At 34.7% G+C, this 22,483-nt stretch carries 26 protein-coding genes, 1 riboswitch and 1 other annotated feature; of the genes, 25 read left to right on the top strand and 1 reads right to left on the bottom strand.

Annotation, left to right across the window (positions count from 1 at the left end; translation table 11 throughout):
* The first annotated feature begins 33 nt into the window (after window positions 1-33).
* The 14 genes from chrA to GVV10_RS05785 all read left to right on the top strand — a co-directional run bounded on the left by chrA (window position 34) and on the right by GVV10_RS05785 (window position 12,838).
* The gene (gene chrA / locus GVV10_RS05850) at window positions 34-1,203 is read left to right on the top strand and encodes a chromate efflux transporter (protein ID WP_159520578.1); all 1,170 of its coding nucleotides are present in this window, start codon (window positions 34-36) and stop codon (window positions 1,201-1,203) included.
* A 63-nt stretch (window positions 1,204-1,266) separates the two neighbouring features.
* Window positions 1,267-1,418, top strand: a riboswitch (Lysine riboswitch).
* 82 nt (window positions 1,419-1,500) lie between these two features.
* Window positions 1,501-2,793 (top strand): diaminopimelate decarboxylase, encoded by a 1,293-nt coding sequence (gene lysA, locus GVV10_RS05845; protein WP_159520576.1) that lies wholly within the window; start codon window positions 1,501-1,503, stop codon window positions 2,791-2,793.
* Complete coding sequence (locus GVV10_RS05840; protein ID WP_159520574.1) at window positions 2,790-3,998, top strand: aspartate kinase; 1,209 nt, start codon at window positions 2,790-2,792, stop codon at window positions 3,996-3,998. The genes lysA and GVV10_RS05840 overlap by 4 nt, the downstream gene beginning before the upstream one ends.
* Window positions 3,988-4,974: an aspartate-semialdehyde dehydrogenase gene (locus GVV10_RS05835; protein ID WP_201290004.1), complete on the top strand. Its 987-nt coding sequence runs from the start codon at window positions 3,988-3,990 to the stop codon at window positions 4,972-4,974. The genes GVV10_RS05840 and GVV10_RS05835 overlap by 11 nt, the downstream gene beginning before the upstream one ends.
* 1 nt (window position 4,975) lies before the next feature.
* Window positions 4,976-5,854, top strand: a complete 879-nt coding sequence (gene dapA, locus GVV10_RS05830) for a 4-hydroxy-tetrahydrodipicolinate synthase (protein ID WP_159520572.1) — start codon at window positions 4,976-4,978, stop codon at window positions 5,852-5,854.
* Complete coding sequence (gene dapB, locus GVV10_RS05825) at window positions 5,851-6,576, top strand: 4-hydroxy-tetrahydrodipicolinate reductase (protein ID WP_159520570.1); 726 nt, start codon at window positions 5,851-5,853, stop codon at window positions 6,574-6,576. Before dapA ends, dapB begins: the two co-directional genes overlap by 4 nt.
* Complete coding sequence (locus GVV10_RS05820) at window positions 6,573-7,526, top strand: diaminopimelate dehydrogenase (RefSeq protein ID WP_159520568.1); 954 nt, start codon at window positions 6,573-6,575, stop codon at window positions 7,524-7,526. Before dapB ends, GVV10_RS05820 begins: the two co-directional genes overlap by 4 nt.
* 75 nt (window positions 7,527-7,601) lie before the next feature.
* Complete coding sequence (locus tag GVV10_RS05815) at window positions 7,602-8,264, top strand: peroxiredoxin (protein ID WP_159520566.1); 663 nt, start codon at window positions 7,602-7,604, stop codon at window positions 8,262-8,264.
* A gap of 121 nt (window positions 8,265-8,385) precedes the next feature.
* Complete coding sequence (locus GVV10_RS05810) at window positions 8,386-9,699, top strand: hypothetical protein (protein ID WP_159520564.1); 1,314 nt, start codon at window positions 8,386-8,388, stop codon at window positions 9,697-9,699.
* A gap of 84 nt (window positions 9,700-9,783) precedes the next feature.
* Complete coding sequence (locus GVV10_RS05805) at window positions 9,784-10,365, top strand: TetR/AcrR family transcriptional regulator (RefSeq protein WP_159520562.1); 582 nt, start codon at window positions 9,784-9,786, stop codon at window positions 10,363-10,365.
* Window positions 10,358-11,020: a phosphopantothenoylcysteine decarboxylase domain-containing protein gene (locus GVV10_RS05800; RefSeq protein WP_159520560.1), complete on the top strand. Its 663-nt coding sequence runs from the start codon at window positions 10,358-10,360 to the stop codon at window positions 11,018-11,020. The genes GVV10_RS05805 and GVV10_RS05800 overlap by 8 nt, the downstream gene beginning before the upstream one ends.
* Entirely contained in the window at window positions 11,017-11,553 is a 537-nt protein-coding gene (locus GVV10_RS05795; protein WP_159520558.1) for a flavoprotein, read from the top strand. The genes GVV10_RS05800 and GVV10_RS05795 overlap by 4 nt, the downstream gene beginning before the upstream one ends.
* Window positions 11,550-12,251 (top strand): type III pantothenate kinase, encoded by a 702-nt coding sequence (locus GVV10_RS05790; RefSeq protein ID WP_159520556.1) that lies wholly within the window; start codon window positions 11,550-11,552, stop codon window positions 12,249-12,251. The genes GVV10_RS05795 and GVV10_RS05790 overlap by 4 nt, the downstream gene beginning before the upstream one ends.
* The gene (locus tag GVV10_RS05785; protein WP_159520554.1) at window positions 12,248-12,838 is read left to right on the top strand and encodes an ECF transporter S component; all 591 of its coding nucleotides are present in this window, start codon (window positions 12,248-12,250) and stop codon (window positions 12,836-12,838) included. Before GVV10_RS05790 ends, GVV10_RS05785 begins: the two co-directional genes overlap by 4 nt.
* Before the next feature lie 29 nt (window positions 12,839-12,867).
* Here GVV10_RS05785 and GVV10_RS05780 read toward each other — a convergent pair whose 3' ends face one another.
* Window positions 12,868-13,362 (bottom strand): thioredoxin domain-containing protein, encoded by a 495-nt coding sequence (locus GVV10_RS05780; RefSeq protein ID WP_159520552.1) that lies wholly within the window; start codon window positions 13,360-13,362, stop codon window positions 12,868-12,870.
* Between the two features lie 128 nt (window positions 13,363-13,490).
* Window positions 13,491-13,695: a binding site (T-box leader), on the top strand.
* 32 nt (window positions 13,696-13,727) lie between these two features.
* On the opposite strand from GVV10_RS05780, the gene leuS reads away from it, so the two are divergent.
* From leuS to GVV10_RS05730, 11 genes are all read left to right on the top strand, one after another.
* The gene (gene leuS / locus GVV10_RS05775; protein ID WP_159520550.1) at window positions 13,728-16,124 is read left to right on the top strand and encodes a leucine--tRNA ligase; all 2,397 of its coding nucleotides are present in this window, start codon (window positions 13,728-13,730) and stop codon (window positions 16,122-16,124) included.
* An 85-nt stretch (window positions 16,125-16,209) separates the two neighbouring features.
* On the top strand, window positions 16,210-16,563 hold the full coding sequence (locus GVV10_RS05770) for a hypothetical protein (protein ID WP_159520548.1): 354 nt from the start codon (window positions 16,210-16,212) through the stop codon (window positions 16,561-16,563).
* Window positions 16,547-17,173 carry a Flp pilus assembly protein CpaB gene (gene cpaB, locus GVV10_RS05765; RefSeq protein WP_159520546.1) on the top strand — a complete coding sequence of 209 codons (627 nt, stop codon included), beginning with the start codon at window positions 16,547-16,549 and terminating at the stop codon, window positions 17,171-17,173. Before GVV10_RS05770 ends, cpaB begins: the two co-directional genes overlap by 17 nt.
* Window positions 17,174-17,184: 11 nt before the next feature.
* On the top strand, window positions 17,185-18,153 hold the full coding sequence (locus tag GVV10_RS05760) for a CpaF/VirB11 family protein (protein ID WP_236261873.1): 969 nt from the start codon (window positions 17,185-17,187) through the stop codon (window positions 18,151-18,153).
* A 176-nt stretch (window positions 18,154-18,329) separates the two neighbouring features.
* The gene (locus GVV10_RS05755) at window positions 18,330-18,947 is read left to right on the top strand and encodes a hypothetical protein (protein WP_159520543.1); all 618 of its coding nucleotides are present in this window, start codon (window positions 18,330-18,332) and stop codon (window positions 18,945-18,947) included.
* Window positions 18,944-19,672 carry a hypothetical protein gene (locus tag GVV10_RS05750; protein ID WP_159520541.1) on the top strand — a complete coding sequence of 243 codons (729 nt, stop codon included), beginning with the start codon at window positions 18,944-18,946 and terminating at the stop codon, window positions 19,670-19,672. Before GVV10_RS05755 ends, GVV10_RS05750 begins: the two co-directional genes overlap by 4 nt.
* Window positions 19,672-19,815, top strand: coding sequence for a hypothetical protein (locus GVV10_RS09450; protein WP_201290012.1), 144 nt, complete (start codon window positions 19,672-19,674; stop codon window positions 19,813-19,815). Before GVV10_RS05750 ends, GVV10_RS09450 begins: the two co-directional genes overlap by 1 nt.
* Entirely contained in the window at window positions 19,812-20,138 is a 327-nt protein-coding gene (locus GVV10_RS05745) for a hypothetical protein (RefSeq protein ID WP_159520539.1), read from the top strand. The genes GVV10_RS09450 and GVV10_RS05745 overlap by 4 nt, the downstream gene beginning before the upstream one ends.
* Before the next feature lie 48 nt (window positions 20,139-20,186).
* On the top strand, window positions 20,187-20,942 hold the full coding sequence (locus GVV10_RS05740) for a type III pantothenate kinase (RefSeq protein WP_159520537.1): 756 nt from the start codon (window positions 20,187-20,189) through the stop codon (window positions 20,940-20,942).
* Entirely contained in the window at window positions 20,932-21,513 is a 582-nt protein-coding gene (locus GVV10_RS05735) for an ECF transporter S component (RefSeq protein WP_159520535.1), read from the top strand. The genes GVV10_RS05740 and GVV10_RS05735 overlap by 11 nt, the downstream gene beginning before the upstream one ends.
* Complete coding sequence (locus tag GVV10_RS05730; RefSeq protein WP_159520533.1) at window positions 21,510-22,286, top strand: metallophosphoesterase; 777 nt, start codon at window positions 21,510-21,512, stop codon at window positions 22,284-22,286. Before GVV10_RS05735 ends, GVV10_RS05730 begins: the two co-directional genes overlap by 4 nt.
* The last annotated feature ends 197 nt before the right edge of the window (window positions 22,287-22,483 follow it).

Here is a 22,483-nt window from a genome sequence, read left to right as displayed (position 1 = left end):
TGGTAAAATAGATTTTAGAAAGATGAGGAAAGAATGAAAAATCGTCAATTTATTAAGGATGTCGTTGTTTGTTCGTTGGGTTCATATGGTGGTCCAGAAGCACACTTTGGTGTGTTTAATGATCAACTTGTCACGAAAAGAAATTATTTAAGCGAAGAAGAATTTATTGAGTTGATTGCCTTGAGTAAAGTTTTACCAGGTCCAAGCAGTACCCAAACGTTAACAGCTATTGCATATAGAGTTGGTGGTCTGGCACTTGTGCTCCAAACACTTCTTGTTTGGATTGTTCCAGCTGTTTTGATGATGATTGGTATATCATTCCTAAGTGCCAATTTATTACCACTTTCAACTGTGAATAAAGCACTCAGATTCATTGGTCCAGTAGCATTAGGGTTTATTGTATTAGCCCTTTATCGCATGTCACAGAAAACGATTGTTGATACGTTCAGTTTGTTTTTATTGGTATTTGGAACTCTTGCAACCTATTTTATTAAAGAAATATGGATCTACCCAGTTGTTATTGTTGTCGGTGGTTTGTTGGCTTTGTTGAAAACAAAACGTCAAGAACTTAAACTGGCGATGGATCTTGAAATTGAATGGAGATATCTATTGATTTTTTTAGGATTGTTTGTTCTAAGTATCTTGTTTAAGGCATGGTCACAAAATCCTTTCTTGAATTTATTTGAAACATTTTATCGATATGGAACACTCGTAATCGGAGGTGGACAGGTCGTTATTCCAATGATGTATCAAGAATTTGTGGAGGTGACGCAAATATTGAGTCATCAAGATTTTATGAATGGTTATGGTTTGGTTCAAGGGCTGCCTGGTCCGATGTTTAGCTTTAGTGCTTACCTTGGCGCTATGGCAACAAGTGATTTGGGAAGCTTGAAACAGATTATCGGAGGCCTTGTTTCAGGTCTTACTATTTTTATTCCAGGAACATTACTTATCCTTTTTGTCTATCCTCTTTGGTTAAAGGTTAGAACCTTTTCGTATTTACAAGCTGCCCTTATGGGAATTATGCCTGTTGCAACGGGTATGATTCTGAGTTCTGCGATCACGATGGCTATTGAGAATACATTATCATTGCCAATGCTTGTCATAACATTTGCTTCAGCAATTTCTTTGGCAAGTAAGAAAATTCCAGCACCACTCCTAATTTTAATCACCATATTATTCGGCATTAGTTTACCAGTATAGCGAATAATTTGCGTTTGTAAGTGGGTGTGTTATACTGTAAATATAAAATTGAATAAACAAACAATATGAGGAAGAGGCCGCAGTGAACAAAAGTAGCATGTAATGTGAAAGGGTTCATTGCCGAAGCATCCATAAGGATGTTGGGGTTGTATCGAAAGGTCCAACACTGTCTTGATAAGGTTGCCCAATCTTATCCTAGAAGCGCTTCTCATGTTGGGGCAAAAGACGACTTTTTAAACTATGGGCTCTTTTGCTTATAGTTTTTTCTGTTTTTTAAGGGATAGAAGGAGTCATAAAATGAAATTAAGAGGAACCATGACAACACAAGTTAATGATTTACTAATCGGTGGGGTAGCACTCAAGACACTAAAAAAAGAGTATGGAACACCATTGTTTATTGTCGATGAAGAAGCGTTAGAAACAACTGCCAAAACATTTATAAACCAGTTCCAATCTAATCAATTTGAAACAATAGTTGCTTATGCTTCAAAAGCACTATTAAATATGCCACTTGCACAACTCTTGGATGAACAAGGCTTACACTTTGATGTTGCTTCTATGGGAGAGATTTATGTTTTAAAGCGAGCTGGAATTAACCTAGAGCATTGTTATTTCCATGGAAATAATAAAACAAGTCAAGAACTTGAATATGCGGTACGAAGTGGTGTAGGTGTAATTGTGATCGATAATTACGATGAACTTGATCGCTTAAGTAAAGTCCTTGAAACCAAAGAAATCAAACAAACTGTATTATTTAGAATAAACGTTGGGATTGAAACAGACACCCATCGATATATTCAAACAAGTACCAACACATCTAAATTTGGAGAATCAATTCATGATGAGCGTATTATGATGTTTATACAAGAATTAATAGACCATCCCAAGCTAGATTTTAGAGGGTTTCATTCACACATCGGCTCACAAATATTTGATAAAAAATCATTTTATGCAGCGTGTGATGCAGTTCTAAATTTTCAAGCAAAGGTTGAAAAAGAGTTAAAAACATCTTTAACTTGGGTTAACTTAGGTGGAGGGTTCGGGGTCTATTATAGCGAAGGGGATTCCCCCTTCGCAATGGCTTCATTTTTAAAAGAATATATTGATGTGATTGAAGATGCAATGCAAAAGTATCATTTAAAACTTGAACGGGTGATTATTGAGCCAGGCCGTTCAATCATTAATGATGTTGTATCAACTTTGTACACTGTAGGAGGAAGTAAGTATACGATTGGTGGTAAAAACTATGTCTTTGTTGATGGTGGTATGTCAGAAAATATTCGTCCTGCTCTTTATGAAGCTGTTTATGAGACATGGACAAGCAGTGCAAGCAAACAATTGGAACATTATACAGTTGCAGGGAAGCTATGTGAATCTGGCGATGTGTTGATAGAGACGGCTCAACTTCCACAAGTCCAGCCCGATGATTTACTTCTTATACCAGCAAGTGGTGCCTATACTTACTCAATGAGTTCAAATTATAACAAGATTCTAAAACCAGCGATTGTTGGCGTGAAAAATAAACAAAGTAGAGTGATGGTCAAACGAGAGACACTCGAAGATTTAGTTCGTTTGGATGTGATCAGATGACTCATATTGTGATGAAATTTGGTGGATCATCCCTTGCTGATACCCAAAAAATTAAAGAGGTTGCTCGATTGATTATCGAAAGAAAAAAAGAAACGAAAAATGTTGTGGTTGTTGTCTCTGCAATGGGGAAAACAACCAATCAATTAATCGAAATGGCCAATGAAATTTCACTGCTCCCTAATAAACGAGAAATGGATGTTCTTTTGGCAAGTGGTGAACAGGTAAGTATATCGCTTCTTTCCATGGCATTGCATTCTCTAGATCAAGAAAGTATTTCCTTAACAGGATGGCAAGCTGGAATTAAAACTTACGGAAACAGCATGAAACAGCGCATCAAAGATATTGATACATCCCGCATCAGTCAAGAACATCAACGAGGTAAAATTGTGATTGTCGCCGGATTTCAAGGCTATGACGAAGACGATAACATTTCGACATTAGGGCGTGGGGGATCCGATACATCCGCAGTTGCGCTAGCAGTAGCACTGAATTGTCCGTGTGAGATTTATACTGATGTTGATGGAATTTATACTGCAGATCCAAGAATTGTGAAAAATGCCAAGGTTATTTCACGGATATCCTATGAAGAATGTATGGAAATGGCAAGTTTAGGTGCTAAAGTCATTGAAGCACGCGCCGTTGATTTAGGAAGTCGATTTGGTATTCCTATAAAGATTGCTCTCAACACAGGACAGGGCCAAGGCACAATCATAGAGAAAGGAAAAAAAGACATGTTAGAAGAAAATGTAATAAATAATGTATCAGTTCTAGATAATGTTGTTCTTTTTAATGTTAATAACTTCGGAAAAGAACCACGACAAGTCCTAAAATTATTTGAATATTTCGCAAATAATGACATTAATATCGATGTTATTAGTCAAAACTTTAATGATGATATTTCATTCACAAGTAAGAAAGAGGATCTTGAAGACGTTAAAACAGTCATTTCAAAATTTACAGATCATAAATACCAATATAAAGACGATGTGATAAAAGTATCAGTTATCGGAAATGGTATGCGATATCAATCTGGTGTTGCAGCCAAAGTATATGAAGTGTTTACAAATGAAGATGTAAAGTTTTATCAAGTTTCAACCTCAGAAATAAGTATTTCTTATATTGTTGATCAGTGTAATAAAGAAAAAATCGTCACTGCTTTAGCAAAGACATTTGATTTAGAGAAAGGGGATCATCATGAGTATTAATTTAGCCGTCGTTGGTGCAAGTGGTTTAGTTGGTGAAACAATTTTAAAGATACTAGAAGAAAGAAATATTCAATATGACACACTTGTATTGTTTGCTTCAAAACGGTCAGCAGGTTCAAAAAAAGTTATAGGCAAAGAAGAGCATATAATTTTAGAATTAACGGAAGAGGCGATAAAAAACAATCCTGTTGATTATGTCTTTTTCGCAGCTTCAGGAGATTTATCCAAACAATATAGCCCTGTATTTGTTGATAGTGGTGCTACTGTTATTGATAATACATCACAATTTAGGATGGATACTTCAGTGCCCTTAGTGGTCCCAGAGGTTAATCCTGAAGCAGTCTATGATAAATGTAGGATTATTGCTAATCCAAACTGTTCAACGATTCAATCAGTCCTGGCTTTAAAAGCCATTGATGATTTATTTAGTTTGAAACGAGTTATTTATACAACGTATCAATCAGTTTCAGGTTCAGGGTATGCAGGACTCAATGACTTAGAAAATAAAGTGTCAGAAAATTATCCTCATGCTATTCATGAGAACATTCTTCCTCATATTGATTCCTTTTTAGATAATGGCTATACCAAAGAAGAGATGAAAATGATTGAAGAAACACAAAAAATATTAGGGATTGACACATTACCTGTTACCGCAACGACCGCACGAGTACCACTTCCTAATACCCACGCTGTATCCATCAATGTTGAATGCGAAAGATCCATCAATTTAAAACGATTGAAAGAGGCATACAAACAATTTCCGGGCATTGAATTGAGGGACAATCCAATGGATAATGTTTATCCACTTGCTTCAGAAGCCCAAGGATGTGACGATGTTTTCATTGGTCGAATACGTGAAGATTATTCAGTTGAAAATGGGCTAAACCTTTGGTGCGTTGCTGATAATATACGAAAAGGTGCAGCCAGTAATTCAGTCGATATATTACAATTATTATTAAAAGAAAGAGGGATATAAAATGTTATTTACAGGATCAGGCGTAGCAATCGTGACGCCATTTTATGAAGATGGTAGTATTGACTACAGTGCATTGAAAAACTTAATCGAATTCCATATTGACAATGAAACCGATGCAATTATAATTGCTGGAACAACCGGAGAAACGGCGACTTTAAGTGATGAAGAACAACTCGAAATTATTCGATTTACTGTCAAGGAAGTGAATCAAAGAATTCCCGTTATAGCTGGAACTGGAAGCAATAATACACAGCACAGCCTTTATTTATCCCAAGAAGCAGAAAAAATGGGTGTAGATGGCTTGTTAATTGTTACACCTTATTACAACAAAGCAACTCAAAAAGGATTAATTGCCCATTACCAAACGATTCACGATCAGACTTCTACCCCAATTTTACTTTATAATGTACCAGGAAGAACAAATGTAAATATCGAACCTGAAACTGTTTATGAGTTATCAAAAATGGAGCGAATTGTTGGTTTAAAAGAAGCAAGTGGAGATTTCTCTCAAATCTTAAAAATTCGTCGCTTATGTGATGATGATTTCGCATTATACTCAGGCAACGATGATCAAATCGTTCCCTTCTTAGCATTAGGCGGTGTGGGTGTGATTTCAGTTTTAGCCAATATATTACCGAAAGAAACTCATCGTATGGTTGAGCACTATCTTGAAGGCAATGTGATTCAAGCAGAAAGAATGCAAACACATTACCAAGCTCTTATTGACCATTTGTTTATTGAACCAAGTCCAACAGCTGTAAAATATGTACTCGCAGAAATGGGCTATATTGATAATGTGCTTCGCTTACCACTTTTACCACTCGAGGAAACGAATGTTGAAATTATGAATCAATTATTAGAGGAGTACCAGATAAAATGAGGCTATTACTTTGTGGATACGATGGTGCTATGGGAAAAACATTCTCCTCACTTTACGATGTAACAGCAGGGTATGCACCAAGCAAATCACCAAGCACTTATCCAGTGTTTGATGACCTTAATGAGGTGAATGTTGATGTTGATGTCATCATTGACTTCAGTCATTTTTCTCTTACGAAAGGTATCATAGATTATGCAGTTAGAACAAAAACACCCCTTGTTATTGCCACAACAGGGCTGAGTGATATTCATCATAACTATATTAATGAAGCAGCTGAAGTCATTCCAATTCTACAAACAGGTAATTTTAGTCGTGGTATGAATATTTTAGCGAGCATAACAGAAACGTTGACCCAAAGCTTACCCAATTATGATATTGAGATAACGGAAACCCATCATCAATACAAAAAAGACGCACCAAGTGGCAGTGCAGAGATGTTATTTAATGCTGTTAAAAGAGTACGAAACGATGCAGTCGCAATTTATGATAGAACTTTGGACGATGAAATCCGTTTTGTCAATGAAGTTGGAATACATTCACTACGGGGTGGTCATGTAGTGGGGGATCATCAAGTCTTCTTTTTTGGAGAGAATGAGCAAATTGAAATAAAACATCACGCCAATTCAAAAGCTGTATTTGCTCAAGGCGCTTACGAAGCAGCTGAATTTATTTTTAAGGCTCCTTGTGGACGTTATGATTTTAAGGATGTGATTTTCAAATGATAAAAATAGCTATTGTTGGTTATGGTAATCTTGGAAAAGCAGTGGAAGCACATTTAAAAAATTATCCAGATTTACAATGTATCGGAATTTTTAGCCGCCGAGATAATTTAAAAACACAAATTTATCCAAGTTTTCATTATGATGAGTTGCTTAACGGTGAGCATGATATTGACGTCTGTATTTTATGTGGAAGTTCTGATCAAGATTTGATGAGTCAAACTCAAGAATTAAGTCAGTATTATAATTGCATTGATAGTTTTGATATTCATCGTTTAATTCCAGAACATTTAGACAATGTTGACAAAACAAGCAAACGTGCGAAAAAGACATCGATAATTTCTGTTGGTTGGGATCCAGGTCTATTCAGTTGGCAACGTCTTTTGTTTGAAACAATTACTCCAATAGGTACTAGCGAAACGTTTTGGGGTAAAGGAGTAAGTCAAGGACACAGTAATGCGATACTCAATGTCGAAGGTGTTAAAAAAGCTGTTCAATATACGATTCCCAACACTGAAACACTAAAAAAAGTTCAGGCCGGCTTATCATACGATAAAGAAGAAAAACATGAACGTCATTGCTATGTTGTGGCAGATGAAAAAGATCATGATCGAATTAAACAAGACATCATCACAATGCCCCACTATTTCGCGGGCACAAAAACGTTGGTTTATTTTGTTAGTGAAGAAGAACTAAAGAGAAACCATCATGGAAAACCTCACGGCGGAATTGTTACACGGTATGGCCAAACAGGTGACTTTAACCAAACGATGAGTTTTAACTTAGATTTAGAGGACAATCCTTCCTTCACAGCAACCGTATTAATTGTTTGTGCTCGAGCTGCTTTTAAAATGAACAAAAGTAAACGATTTGGTGCATTCACAATTTTTGATTTAAGTTTAACTGATTTAAGTGATAAGCCACGCTCAACATTAATTAAAGATTTATTGTAAAAACCACACTTGCCCTTGAAATGATAATCATTATCATTTATACTGATAGTAGACGAGGAGGAAGTTATTTTGACAATGAATAAAGGATTCCCTGTATTGGGAGAAAGATTACCAACATTAAAGGTACAAACAACAAAAGGTGATATGATTTTACCTGATGCCTATGAAGGAAAATGGTTCGTACTATTTAGCCATCCAGGTGATTTTACTCCAGTGTGTACAACAGAATTTATTGGATTTGCGAAAGCACACGATAAATTTAAAGAAATCAACACTGAATTAATTGGTCACTCAATTGATGGTGTATTTTCACATATGAAATGGATTGAATGGATCAAAGAAAAAGTTGACGTTGATGTTAATTTCCCTGTGATTGCTGATGAATTAGGACGCACAGCAATGGAACTAGGTATGATTCATGAAGCAAAAGGAACCAACACCGTTCGTGCAGTCTTTATTGTCGATGACAAAGGAATTTTACGTTTAATTATGTACTATCCACAAGAAGTTGGTCGTAGCATTGATGAAGTATTGCGTGCTACAAAAGCATTGCAAGCAGCTGATATTCATGAAGTTGCAATACCAGAAAACTGGCCACACAATGATTTCTTAGGAGATCAAGTCATTATGAAACCAGCAAATAATGTTGATTTAGCAAACGAAAGAAAAGCTTTAAAAGACAGTAAAGATGTAACGTATCTTGACTGGTGGTTTATTCATAAAGACATTAACCAATAATTAAAAGAAGGATGGCTTAACCAAGCTATCCTTTTTACTTGTTTGAATCGTGGGGGATTTCACACTTTTTTTATGCAAAAATAATGGTATATTGAAGGTAGCGAAAAGAAAGGTGAGGACAATGAAGAAAAAGAAATTAGAAATTGAGAATGAAGAAAACCTTGAAGAAATTGAAACTGACGATGTCTTACCTGAAAAGGAAGATGATGAAACAATTATCTTTGGTTCATCAGTGGATGAAGAAAATTATGATGAATTAGACGAATCAATTGAAGAGTTAGAAGAGATTATTGTTGAAGAGCCTCAAGAAATTGAAGAGGTCATCGTTGAAAAAGTCGTTGAAAAACAAAGTAAAAAAAGAAGTAATGGAAAAAAAGGAAAGCAAACAGTTAAAACTAAAACAAAACAGTCAAAACGAAATGGCTTGATTGCAATTGGTTTATTGCTTGTTGTTTCTTTAGGACTCTTTCTATCTTGGAGATTTTATTTTTCATACACGACGGTGAATCCATTTGATATCATTGAAATAAAAGAAATCGGAGCAGATGGCCAAGCATACCTTGAAATAATTAAACCTGAATCGTATGAAACTCAAGATGATGAAGAGATCATGGCAAAGATTGATTTTGAAATTCATAAAAATGAAAACTTGAGCAAAGGTGATAAACGAGACATTAAGGTCTTGATTAGTGATGATGATAAAAAGGAATTAAGTAATAAAAAAATTCGTTTAAAGCCAATGAAATTAGAGTATGAAGTTGGTGCGTTAAATGAGGTTGAAGAAATTGATGTTCTTGCAGACCTTAGCGTAGAAACGGTATCAGAAAAAAATAGTTATCGAATTGTGTCGGTCGAAGCACAGTTATCTGATCTTGAATTAAAAGAACTCTTGGCATTTAAACTACCAAAAAACTTGGTCAAAGCAAATGAAAACTATACCATTGAAGTAATTGAAACCAAAGAGTTAGATAAGTATCTTGTTGATCATGGCTTGAAATTAAAACGAACAAGCATTGAGTTAACACTTGAGAGTAAAGAAAGAGTTCCAGAAAACACACAAGAAATCAGTAATCTTAGTGAATTAGAAGAAATGGCAAAGAGTCAAATTATCAGTGATTACCAAGCACGAGAAGGAAATTATCAAAACTTTGTGACGCATTCAGTTTGCTTTACTGCTGAACCACAAAATAAAGATAACGCGAAAGATGCGAACTCAAATCAACGGTATGAGCAAGGTTCCTTGATGTTTATCTTCTCATTCGATTTAGATGGCGAAGCCTTTGCTGATAATTATGGGTACACAAATTTAGTGTTAAAAGACGGTGTGATTGATGAATCGGTGATGAAAACAATTCGACCAAAACAATCAAACGCAAGTTTAGACTCGATTACGAAAGAACTTAGAAACAATAATTTTACCTGCAGTCAACGTTAAAAGCGCTTAGGCGCTTTTTTTCTTGACAAATAGTTTAGATATAGTATTATATTACTCAATGACACAAGTGTCATCGGAGGGAAAATGTCACACAACGAACTAATGAGAGAAACAAAAAAAACGCATATCATTGAGTCATCAAAGCCAGTTTTCAGTCGAAAAGGTTACAGTAATGTTAAAATGAAAGACCTCATTGAAGCATCAGCGATTAGTCGAGGTGGAATTTACCTCTACTTTCAATCTGTTGAAGAAGTCTTTATTGAGATTATTGCTCGACGGGAACGAAAGATAGTTGATGATGTTGAACAACTCATGAAGAAAGATGTTAGTTTTCATCAATTGCTTGATGCTTATTTAAAAATTCAGGCTGATCGTTTAAAAAACATTCATGATTCATTTTTAAAAGCATCCTATGAGTATCAGTTTACGAAAGCCAATGCAGATTTTAATCGACAAAAAGCAAATAATGCCCGTCTAACCATACAATCAATTATTTTATATGGACAAAAAAAGGGTGAACTAACGCCAACCAATCCTAATGAACTCGTTGAACATATTTTAATTTATATTGAGGGGTTGAACATCAGTTTGCTTATTAATACAATTCGAGAATCAGATATCGACTCGAGTCTGGATACGCTTAAAGAGGTCATTTATAATGCGTAAAATTTTAATTACAGCAGGTGGTACTGAAGAAAAAATTGATGCAGTCCGCTCAATCACAAATACAGCGAGTGGAACCTTAGGGTCGATAATTGCTGATCGTTTTATTGAATTAGGGTATGATGTTGTCTATGTTCATGGAAGCAATGCTGCTCTTCCGACCTTATCTTGTCAAACAATAGAAGTTTATGGAGTTCAAGATTTAGAGCTTGAAATCCTAAAAATATTAAAACAAGAACAATTTAGTCTCATTGTTCATGCCATGGCGATTTCTGATTTTTACATCGAATCAATGTATCAAAACAATGACCCACTACCTGTTGGTAGTGGAAAGATATCCAGTGATTATCCTGTACAATTAACACTTGCACCAGCACCTAAAATTATAAATCACTTTAAACAATATTCTGAAGGAACCTTGATTGGTTTTAAATTACTTGCGAATGCCAGTGATTCAGATTTATTGAATGCAAGCATAGAACAAATTAAAAAGGCAAAATCAGACTTTGTTATCGCTAACCATAAAGAATTTGTTTCAGTAAAAAATCATAAAGCTTATTTATGTGACGAAACAGGGTTTATACAAACTTTTACGACAAAAGAAGAGATTGCTCAAGGAATTATTGATGTATATTTGAAAAGAGGGACAATGCAATGAAAACAATAGTAATTGGTGTTACAGGGAGTATTGCAGCTTACAAAGCAGCAGATTTGGTGAGTCAATTGAAGAAAAAAGGCTGGGATGTACATGTTGTCATGACTGCGTCCGCTCAACAATTTATTCCAGCGCTGACACTAGAAATATTATCGGGAAATAAGGTGTTAGTCGATACATTTGATGAAGAAGTACCAAATAGTATTTATCATGTTGAAATTGTTAAGAAAATTGATGTCTTTTTAATTGCACCAGCGACTGCCCATACGATTGCGAAACTTCGTTATGGTTTAGCTGATAATATGCTCAGTAATATTGCGTTGGTTGCTCATCAAAAATCTAAAATTATTGCACCTGCTATGAATACACAAATGTACTTAAATCCACTGGTCCAAGAAAATATCAAAGCACTAAAAGAGCAAGGTTGGCAAGAAATAGAGCCTAAAGAAAGTCTGCTTGCTTGTAAAGATGTGGGGATTGGTGCTTTAGCAGAGATTGAAGATATTGTAAAAGTAGTTGAACAGGTTAAACAATGATTTTATTGTTAAATATAGGGAATACAAGTCTTTGGTCGGCAATCTATCAAAATAAGCAAGTTCAACCATCAAAAAAGCACCGAGAAGTGAAAGAACTCTTGACTTATTATGATTATAACAAAATTGATAAAATTATGATTGCCTCTGTTGTCCCATCTAAGCATGCTGAATTTATTCAAGGAATTGAATCGTTTAAACATTTAGAAGTTGTAGAAATTAAGTCTCATGATAGTAAATATATCAATATTGAACAGTCCAACTACAATTTTGAACAACTGGGTGTTGATCGTATGTTGGTCGTTGATGCTGCTGTTATGAGGTACCATGGGAATCGTTTGGTGTGTGACTTTGGCACGGCAACAACTTTTAATATCATTGGTCAGGATGATGGTTTAAAGGGTGGGATGATATTACCTGGCATTGGGATGAGTATTAAAGCACTGGCTCATAATACAGGTCAACTCCCATTTATTAATAAGAATGGTTATGTTGGTTATGAAGCCAATAACAGTGTTGATAATATACGTTCAGGTGTCATTTTATCACAGTTAAGTTTGTTGGAAAATATCGTTAAAGTTCATGATATTGAAACAATTATTATAACGGGGGGTAATGCAGGATTGATGCACCAACATTTAAAATTAGAACACATTGTTGATAAAGATTTGTTATTAAAAGGATTGGTAAATTTTATATGAAAAATCAAACAAATAAAAAACTTGTTCAAATAAGTTTTTTTGGAATGATCATTGTAGTGATGAGTTTGACGCCTTTGGGCTTTATTCAAGTTGGACCCATTAAAGCAACACTTGTTCATATTCCTGTAATCTTTGCCTCCCTTTTGCTTGGGTCTAAGTTTGGTGGGATGATGGGGTTTATCTTTGGGTTCATGAGTTTAATTCAAAATACCATGGCTCCAGGCTTACTGTCCTTTGCGTTTTCACCCATGATTCCTGTTATTGGAACGAGCAGTGGGAGTTGGTTGGCTTTAATTATTGTATTTATACCACGGATTATAGTCGGTTTGATACCTGGTTATTTATACCATAAAACGAAGTCCTTATCTGTCTCAGTTTTAAGTGGGTCGTTATTGAATACGATACTTGTGTTGTCACTTATTGGAATTTTATTTACCAATGCTTATGCAAGTGCGATGAACGTTAACGCTTCATCCTTGATAAAAATCATAGTGGGAATTGTGTTCACCAATGGAATGATTGAAGCACTGATTGCGTTGATGATCATTCCACCACTTTATAAACGTTTAGTTAAATTAGGGCAATAAAAAAACCTAGATGATCTAGGTTTTTTACTTTATTGACCGATTAATTGTTTAATCTTAAGCTTAATATATTTTGCTTCGTCTTCTGTTAAGCCCGTATCAAGGTTATGACTTTGGACGGTTCCTTTGTGTGTATTGACATTGCCATCTTTATCAATGCCCATGACATATGGGAATGCTCCACCACTTTGCTTGTCTTGTGGTAATGTCGCTTCAAAGTCTTGGAATGCTTTTGATATTCCTTGGAAACTTGAGTTTTTGACATCGATATAAATTGCTTTTTGATCAAGTTCAACTAAAGTCTCATTGAGTACTGGGACAAGATCTTGACAGTATGGGCAATCTGAAAAACCAAAGTAGTATAATCCTGGTTCTTTATTTTCAATTTTCTTCATTACGGCTTTATAGTCTTCACTTACGAATTGATGATCAGGACCTTTAAGACCTTTGTAGCCTTTCATGATGTCTTTTTGACCACATGCAGTGAGAAGAACAAGCACACTTAAGATTGTTAATAGTTTTTTCATAAAAACCTCCTACTGTAACTATTATAGTATGTCTATGCCGTCTGTCAATCGAAAAGGTTTTATGTGAATGAATTTTCACTCAATGTATTCCTATTGACTTTTTTATGAGATAACTTTACAATAATAGGGATAAAGCAATGAGAAGGAGTAGTATTAAGAAGAACCTTGTTAGAGAGACGGTGGCTGGTGAAAATCGTTAAGGATCTGATTGAGAACTCGCCTTTGAGCTAAAAGGTTGAATAAAGTAGACTTTTTCGTGACTCGCGTTAAGAGGTTGAGAACTCAAAGTAAATTTGAGAATTAAGGTGGTACCGCGAATGATTCGCCCTTAGATGGTACTTTTTTTTATGTTTAGGAGGATAAATATGTATAATCATTTAAAAATAGAAAGAAAATGGCAGAAGCATTGGGATGAAAATAAGACGTTTAAAACAGATACATACGACTTTTCAAAGCCCAAATATTATGTTTTAGATATGTTCCCTTACCCTTCAGGTAATGGTCTACACGTAGGTCATCCACGAGGATATACAGCGACTGATGTTTTATCACGTTATAAACGGATGAAAGGTTACAACGTTCTTCATCCGATGGGATGGGATGCGTTTGGATTGCCAGCTGAACAGTTTGCCATTAAGACAGGGAATCATCCTGGAACATTTACTCAAGAAAATATCAAAGTATTTACAAAACAATTAAAATCACTAGGATTCTCATTTGACTGGGATCGAGAAATCGATACAACAGATCCATCATTTGTTAAGTGGACGCAATGGATCTTCACAAAGCTCTTTGAGATGGATCTTGCCTATATTGATGAAAAGCCTGTTAATTACTGTCCTGAACTTGGAACAGTGTTAGCGAATGAAGAAGTCATCGATGGCAAAAGTGAAGTGGGTGGTTTTGATGTTATTCGAAAACCGATGCGTCAGTGGGTGTTAAGAATTACGGCATATGCTGAACGTCTTCTCGAAGATTTAGATTTAGTAGAATGGCCAGACTCAACAAAGGAAATGCAGATCAATTGGATTGGTCGTTCAGAAGGTGCAGAAGTAATTTTTGGTGTTGAAGGCCATGATTTAGATTTTACAGTGTTCACAACACGACCTGATACACTATTTGGGGCAACATATTGTGTGTTAGCACCTGATCATCCTTTTGTTGACTTAATTACGACAGCAGATCATAAAGAAGCAATTGATCACTATGTTGAAGTCGTTTCACACAAAAGTGATTTGGAACGTACGGAACTTAATAAAGAAAAGACAGGACTTTTTACAGGAGCGTATGCTATTAATCCAGTGAATGGTTCAAAAGTACCAATTTATATTGCGGATTATGTTTTAGCGTCCTATGGATCTGGAGCAATCATGGCAGTTCCTGCTCATGATGAGCGTGACTATGAATTTGCGAAGAAATATGATTTACCAATTCTTCCTGTCTTGGATGGCGGAGATATTAGTAAAGAAGCCTTTACAGGTGATGGCATTCATATTAATTCAGAATTCTTAGATGGCATGAATAAAGATGAAGCAATTAAAACAATGAATCAGTGGTTAGAAGATAATGACAAAGGGAATGCGAAAGTAAATTATCGTCTGCGAGACTGGTTATTCTCACGTCAACGTTACTGGGGAGAGCCAATTCCAATTATTCATATGGAAGATGGAACAATGCGTGCAATTCAATTAGATGAATTACCATTAGAGTTGCCTAACATCGAGGACTATAAACCAGCTGGTGATGGTCAATCGCCACTTGCTAAGGCAGAAGATTGGCTTGAAGTAACTTTTTCTGATGGAAGTAAGGGACGTCGTGAAACCAATACAATGCCACAATGGGCAGGTTCTTCTTGGTATTACCTAAGATATTTAGATCCCAAAAATGAAGATGTTATTGCGGATGAAAAACTATTGGATCATTGGATGCCGGTTGATTTGTATGTAGGGGGAGCAGAACATGCCGTTCTTCACTTACTCTATGTCCGTTTCTGGCATAAAGTTCTGTATGATTTGGGTGTTGTTTCGCAGAAAGAACCATTTAAACAACTCTATCATCAAGGAATGATTTTGGGAACTAATAATGAGAAGATGAGTAAGTCACGTGGTAATGTCATTAACCCTGATCATATTGTAGAGAGTCATGGTGCAGATACATTACGTGTTTACGAGATGTTTATGGGACCACTTGATGGAACTGTATCCTGGTCGGAAGAAAGTTTAGATGGTACACGTCGTTGGTTAGATCGTGTTTGGCGTTTATTTACAGAAGAAGCAAAAATTGTTGAGGAAAATGATGGGTCACTTGATTTTGTCTATCACCAAACAGTAAAAAAAGTTAGCCACGATATTGAAACGTTTGCGATGAATACTGCAATTTCTCAAATGATGATTTTTGTTAATGAAGCATATAAATCAAAAGTTATCTACAAAGACTATGCACTTGGCTTTATTAAAATGTTAGCGACATTCGCACCACATTTGGGCGAAGAGTTATATGAAATGATGAGTGGTGAAACAGGGATTACTTATCAAGAATGGCCAACATTTGATCCTGAAAAATTAGTATTGAATGAAATTGAATTAGTAGTTCAGGTGAATGGTAAGTTAAGAGCAAAAATAACCATGAATCGTGATGAAGACGAAGCAATTATCAAAGAAACAGTGTATGCGCATGAAGCTGTTCAACGTCATATTGAAGGAAAAACAGTCGTTAAAGAAATATTAGTAAAGAATAAACTTGTTAATTTAGTTGTTAAATAAGAATTGTCATGAAAAGCAAACCATACAGGTTTGCTTTTTTTTAGGGAAAAATACAAGTGAAAAGTAATTGGTAGAGGTGATAGAGATGAAACTTAGTATTCTTGTATATGCGTGTATCATTTATGTACTCACAATTTTAGTTCAAATTAATAACTATGCACACCATCAACATCTATATAATAATTTTAGTCACCTTTATCATCGAACACTTCAAACAACCGTTCATGAAAATCTGAAGGATAAGGAAACAATCAGAGAGATGTTTGACCAAGAGATAAAAGAGTATTTGCCTAAAAATAGTCGTTATTGGATTGATGTCAAAGGATTTCATATGAATCCAAGACTATTACGTGTAAAATTTAAAATTAAATACAAAGATACTGATTATGAATTTGACCAAACGATTGTAGAGGAGATTGCTGATGAAGAAAAAAATTAAGTCGATTGCTTTACTTGGATTGAGTGTGGTGATGTTATTGTTAGTGTTCAAAGTAATTTTTGATCATCACGTGCAAACTATCACTGTTTATTCTGTAAACAAAGAGTTAAAGCCACAAGAAAAAATAGAGGTTGATGAACTTGTTGCAATAGAAATACCTAAGGCAATGAAGAATGACAACCAGTACACAAAACGTGAAGAAGTTCTCAATAAATATGTTCGTTTAGAACATCATATTTACCCAGGAGATGTGCTAAGTAAACAAAATATCATTAAGAAAAACAATGAAGAGGATATCCTCTTAGGTTTAAAACCAGATGAGAGTATGATTGGTGTTGAAGCGGGAAGTTTAGAAAGTTTAGGCGGAACATTGAAGAAAGGACACCGTGTGGATATCTTTTCAAGTTATAAAAATACTAAGAATCAAAAAGAAGACTTGGTAGCTGAAAATATTCGAGTGATTGGTGTCAAAGATCGGAAGGGAATGACTGTAGAAGCAGGAAAAACAAGTGCGAAAACTGTTTTATTGGCGGTTAAAAAAGATAAAGTAAAGGATTTTATTGCAGCGCAAAATAATGGAAGACTTGTTGTTGTGGGTCGTGTTAGATAAGGTGGGATACGTTGATTGATTTTGGGAAATTAAAAGATTTTGTGGAGGATCCAAACGTAACAGATATCAATTTTAATGGAACGGATGTTTGGATCGATCATTTAGACAAAGGACGCTGTACTTATGGTGATATGCTAGATGCAAAGGAAGCATTGCATTTGGCAGAACGAATTGCTAATTGTGTCAATCAACAGTTTAATGGTCAAAATCCTGTATTAGAGGCTGATTTAGATGTGTTAAGGGTTAGTATTCTGCACCCTTCAGTGTGTGGTAATGTCAGCATTTCAATTCGCAAGAGTTATCGAAAAACACGATTTAAAGCAGATGAGATTCTAAACAACAACTATATCAGTCGTTCTGCGTTAAAATTTTTAGAGTATGCAATTCAAGCGCGTGCTAATATCATGATTTCAGGACTTCCTGGAGCAGGAAAAACAGAATTATTAAAATTTTTAACCGATGCGATTGATGAAAATGAACGAGTGGTTACAATAGAAGATAGCTATGAACTACATTATCAATCTTTGCACCCAACCCGTGATGCCATTATGCTAAAAGTCAACAACCATTTCTCTTATCATCAAGCGATTAAAGCGAGTTTGCGACAACGAGCAGATTGGATTTTACTAAGCGAAGTTCGCGGTCATGAAGTTATTGATCTTCTTAATGCCGTCAATTCGGGCACTCATTTAATCAGTACAATTCATGCCCAATCAGCAAAAGATATACCTAAAAGACTAGAGTCAATGGTTCCCAATGCAGCATCAGGCTTAAGGAAGAGCGTCAAAACGATGCTAGATGTTGGAGTGCATATTGATATGTATATCGATGAAGAAGGAATTCAAAGAAGAATTAGAGAAATTGTGGTTTATGAGGAAGATAAAATTAACTTGGTCTACCACTATCGTGAAAAAAAAGATGCACGAAAAATTCCTCAAATTATTAAAGAGAAAGCATTACTCTATGGGGTGAAATCTTGATTGTAAATTGTATCTTGCTTTTTTGTTTAGTTTATTTTTGTAAGGATCTTTTTACGAAACGTTTTTGGCAAGAAAACGTCAAACAAATCCTGGATAAAGGTCTAGCAATTAAATTAGTTTTGTTAAGTATATTATTTATTGTATTCGTAACGCAATTTAAGTTAAAATATCAAAATATGGTCGTAGTATTAATCGCTTATGGTTTGATTTTAATAAAGTCACTGGTTTGGTATTATGCTTGGAACGATGACTTTAATCGACAATTAAACTTTAATGATTTCATGATCCATCTTAGTCTTTATTTTAAAGAAGAACAACGGTTAGAATCATCATTAAAACGGTGTCATGAATTCACCAGGACAATTCAGCCAATAAAAAGATTGATGAAAGACCTTGATTGTAGTCAAGATAAGACCAGCATGCTCTTGCAATTTCACTCCCATTATTTATGGCGGACGTTGGTTACCATTATCCTTAATCATGAAGAATATGGAGATCAAAATTTAGATTTAAGAATCGAAAGTGTTACGGCTGATATATTAAAGTTAAGTCAAAACGTTAGAAGTTTTCAAAAAGATTTGTTTAGCTTCGTTAAGAAATTAGACATAGCTACAGGCTTAAGTACAATCCTTGCACTCTTAAGTAAAAATATGTTGAATCAAACAATTAATTTGGACTCAAATTCTTCCTATCAAACGGCAATGACCTTATTTCTATTATCCAATTTAATGATTTTGTTATTAAACCACTCCGTGTTTAAGACGAAGGCAGTTTTTAAGGAGGAATGTTTATGATTGCAATGGTTGGATTATTTCTAATCGTATTAACAGGTTTTAGAAGAAAACTCATCCTTAATATACTGAGAACGGAACAATTTCAACGTCATCAAACCTTGCTGAATGAAGAGCCTAAAAAATGTGATCACACTCTGATAACATTCTGGATTTTGTCTCTTTTTGTTTTGATAGTGACAAGTTTTAAGATGGGTCTTTATTCCTTGCTTGTTGCTTGTTTTGTTATGATGATTCCATATTTAAAAATAAAGAGTAAGGTCAAGGTGCTTAAAGAGAAAATTGATTATGAATTTCCAATTTGGATGAATCAAGTTCATTGTCTTCTTCAATCTAATACTGTTTTGAACGCATTGGAAAAATCAGTGAGTAGGGCGCCTGTAATTATTTCAAATGATTTAGAAATACTGATAAAAAAACTTCACGATTTTCCTAACGATTTATCCGCTTTTGAGTTGTTTCTCAAAGATTTCGATAACTGGAATATTAAAACTGCTATGCATTATCTTTATCGTCACAATTTTATTGCAAGTGAGGATGATGAAGGGTTGTTGAATCTTACAAAATTAATCAGCGAATGGTTGGACACTTCTCGTAAAAAGAAGCAAAAGCAAGCGATAAATCAAAAAACATTCATTATTTTTATTCCAATGCTCATCGTAAGTTTTTTATTCATGTTTATGATGTACTTGGTTATGCATCAAATGATGGAAGGGGGGTGTTGTTAATGAAGGCATTTTTTGAAGAGTATGGTTTAGTGCTCGTTGTAACAATTATTGCGACTGGAATGATTGTCTTTTCAAATGAATTTAAAGATATTTTAAAAGGCACTCTTTTAGATCAATGGGAAGAGATGACTGAAGTAGAATGAAAGCAACACTTGAGTTTTATGGTCTATGGCTACTCATCTGTGTCTTTTTATTAACAGGGATTAACTTGGCGTCATTGACCCAGCAATTAAATCAAGCTCATCAATTTAGAAATTACTTAATTTATGAAATAGACAATCACCATGGCTATAATGAAACAATTGAAAAATCTGCCATTAATAATCCCGTTTGTCAATGGTGTGAGAGTGTAGTTTATAAAGAAGAAAATCGTTATAAGATTGAAATAAAGGGTGAAATTAAGACTTTGTTTTTTAATTTCAAAATTCCAATCCATTTAAAAAGCTTCACAAATATGATATTCTAGTGCAGGAAGGTCCTGCACTTTTTTGTAGGATTGAAAAGAGGTGTTTTTATGATTTTAACAATTGATGTTGGTAATTCTAATACTGTAATGGTTGCCTATAATGATGAAGGAACGCGAGTTTATGAACAAAGGATTATCACTGAAAAAAACAAAGTCGAAACATATTATAAAGAAATGTTTGAACGGATAGAGGTTGAGGTTGAGGCAGTTGTCGTATCATGTGTAGTTCCGCATGTTCACGATGGTCTCATGAAGGCACTTAAGTCTGTTTTTGCATCGGTTGTGTTTGTTGTGAGTGCCAAGACGGTTAAGTCCTTAACTATTCTATTAGAAGATCCGATGGATATTGGTGCTGATTTTATTGCGACAAGTATGGGGGCAATGGAAAAATACAATAAACCTATTATTGTTGCTGATGTTGGCAGTGCCACAAAATTAACTTATACCGATGAAGATGGTAATTTTTGTGGTGGTGCAATTCTTCCAGGCCTTGGAACATCTGTTAAATCACTGCATGATTTTATTCCACATCTGCCAATGGTTGACATTAAACTTCCTAAGAATGCAATCGGTAATAGTACTATTGATGCGATTCAATCTGGAATTATGTATGGATTGATAGGGCAAATTGAAGGAATTGCAAAGCGTATGGAAGATGAACGAGGCATTAAGTGTGTTAAAATAGTTACAGGAGGGTATGGAGCCTTGATTGAAAATGAATTGGAAGGGTTTATTTATGATCCTTTCTTGCTCAATGACGGACTCTATGCTATCTATAAAAAGGAGTGTTTATATGAATCGTAAAACAAAAGATATGACAATGAATGCATTGTTTATTGCGATTACTGTCGTAATGGCCTTAGTACCCAACTTAGGTATGATTCATTTAGGTGCAGTGTCAATCACAATCATGCACATACCTGTGATTGTTGCAGGTTTAGTTTTAGGGCCAAAAGGAGCGATTATTAATGCTTTAGCATTTGGTTTGTCATCGTTATTTATTTCAGCGATTAGACCAACGATGCCTTTAGATGTATTCTTCGTCAATCCTCTAGTCTCAGTTTTGCCGAGACTATTATTTGGTTTTACAATCGTAATTATCAATAATTTATTAGAAAAAATAACCATTAACTATTCATTAAGAGCCGCTTTAACGGCATCATTGTCCACTGTTGCACATACTGTATTTGTGTTGATTCCATTGTATTTCTTAATTTTGAAATCTGGCGATGTCAATCTAACGTCTGCGATGCCAGCATCAGTTTTAGTATTCATTTGGGGGACTATTGTCACAAATGGTTTCTTGGAGGTTGTTGCCAGTGTTGTGATTGCAGTTCCAATTACAACGGCTTTGAATCGGATTAAGACTTCATGAAATATTTTTATTTTGGTTTTATCATTTTTTTCTTTTACTCAATGTTTGAATATTATAATCTTAAAACCACAACGATTAAATTAAGTGATTACCAACGATACCATCAAGTACCTGTAGAGTTTAAAGGTAAAAAAATAATATTTATATCAGATATTCAATTTGATCATCATATCGGTTGTTTTGATCATCTTGCTGCCCGTCGTTTAATTCGATATCTTGAAAAACAAGAAGCAGATGTTTTATTATTGGGAGGAGATATTATTCATAATCATTCTCCGTGTAATCATATGATTTTTGATTATTTAGAAAAAATGGATATTGAAAAGTATGCAATTTTGGGTAATCATGATTATAGAGATTTAAAAACAGTCTTAAAGGGTTTGGAAGATGCGAAAATACACTTACTAAAAAATGAGTCAATCAATCTGTTTGGTCTAAATATATATGGCATTGATGATTTTAAAGAAGGAAAACCCCTTATTAAAGATCTTCGTGATGACTATACAGTTCTTCTTGCTCATAATCCAGACTTTACGATGAAGGTCGATGAAAAAGTTGACCTAATTTTATCAGGACATTTCCATGGAGGTCAAATTACGTTCTTTGGTTTATTTGCACCTGCCGTTACAAGCAAATATGGTCAAAAATTTAGATATGGTCATGTTGCATTAGAAAAAACAGATGTCTATGTTAGTTCAGGTGTTGGTGGAAAAGTGATTTTCTTTCCATTAAGATTCTTTGCTAGACCAGAAATTGTTGTCCTTGAATATTGATTTATAAAGTTTAACACCAGTCACCGACTGGTTTTTTATTTGCAAAAACTAAGGAAATTCATTAAAAACTTATAAAATAATGATGAAAAAGAAGAAATATTCACAAATTCACGATAATAACACAGTAGGGAAGCGCTTACACTATCTTTTGCAAATGCAAACAAAATTTAGAGATTATAGAATTTATTTGAGAATGC

It is taken from the genome of Erysipelothrix urinaevulpis (assembly GCF_009828835.1).
In the GTDB taxonomy this organism is placed as follows: domain Bacteria; phylum Bacillota_I; class Bacilli_A; order Erysipelotrichales; family Erysipelotrichaceae; genus Erysipelothrix; species Erysipelothrix urinaevulpis.
The sequence above is the reverse complement of the archived record's forward strand: the minus strand, read 5'-3'. Positions and strand labels throughout refer to the sequence as shown.